Below are 1,137 nucleotides of genomic sequence, written 5' to 3' on the forward strand. Positions count from 1 at the left end.
AGCGTGTCCATCGGCGGCGGCGTAAACGGAGCCGCCCATTTCGCGCCCGGATTGGCACCGAAGCCGGGATCCGGCATGAGCTTCTTGCCGGTGGCCGGGTCTTTGTAGGCCAGCGCTGGCTGCGTCTGGCCGGTACGGTCGACGATCTGTACCTCGACCATGTGTCCGTCGCTGTTGCGTACTGGGACGCCGTTTTGCTCCACGTATGCAGCAGTACGGGTTCGCACACGGCACCGGCAGTTGAAACCGTTCGGTGGGTAGATCGTCTGCCAGATTGGATCGTCGTAGCGGTAGACCGCTCCGGCAAGTGCCCGGTGCGCGGGCCGGGTTCGGCCATCGAGCACCGCCACGTACTCCCAATACGGGTGCGTGTCGGCCATCTCCATCTGCGCCGCGTACCGGCCTGCCATATACGACGACTGCATGTTCGTGCGGAAGATCGTTTGCAGGCGGCGCGGCGTCAGGCGCTTGCCTTCGATCTCGCCTGTGGCCGGATCGACAATCATGCCCTTGCCAAGCCAGCCCTTGCGCTCCAGCACCGGCCCCAGCTCGCGCTTGAACTGCTCGAACGTCGTGCCGGTGGCCAGCGACTTGTCCAACGCCTGGCGAATGTCTTGCAGGACATCGACCTTCATCACACCCGCGACGGTGAACGCCTTGGCGTGGGCCTCGGCGGCAACGTCCTGCCACCGAAAGCCTATCTTGTACCCCTTTGAGCGGAAATACTCGATAGCCTTCTCCGGCGGCAGGCCCATCGCAAAAGCGAGGTCAATCGACATTCAGGCGCCCCCACACGTCTGCCACGAAGATCGCACGGGCCAGAATCTCGGCGACCTGCGATTCGTCCATGTCCGGGTACGCCTCGAGCAGCCCCTCAATGGCGACATCGGGTGTCTTGCCATCGCGCACCGCCTGGATGACTGGCGCAAGCATCGCCGCCATCGCGTCGTCCAGTTGGGCGGCAGGCAGGTTGTCAGCTGCAACATCGAGCGCGTGCTGGTCAGGGTAGACGATTTGGCCCTGCGCGTTGGTAAGCACCGCACGGTAGGTCAAGCGAGAATTTGCGACGGTTTTGGCACTCGCGGGCACGCTGTCAGCGACCGGTCGTAGCTCCTGGGGCAGACTCATTTGCGGCTG

At 63.9% G+C, this 1,137-nt stretch carries 1 protein-coding gene and 1 pseudogene; both read right to left on the reverse strand.

The window, feature by feature from the left end:
• Positions 1–779 (reverse strand): phage head morphogenesis protein (locus PAN31117_RS26940; RefSeq protein ID WP_174991164.1); only part of this gene is annotated, 779 nt, incomplete at its 3' end.
• Positions 769–1,137 (reverse strand): annotated as a pseudogene (locus PAN31117_RS26945) (phage portal protein family protein); the annotation flags it as partial. The pseudogene PAN31117_RS26945 and the gene PAN31117_RS26940, both read right to left, overlap by 11 nt.

Source organism: Pandoraea anapnoica (assembly GCF_902459765.1).
GTDB classification, from domain to species: Bacteria; Pseudomonadota; Gammaproteobacteria; order Burkholderiales; family Burkholderiaceae; genus Pandoraea; species Pandoraea anapnoica.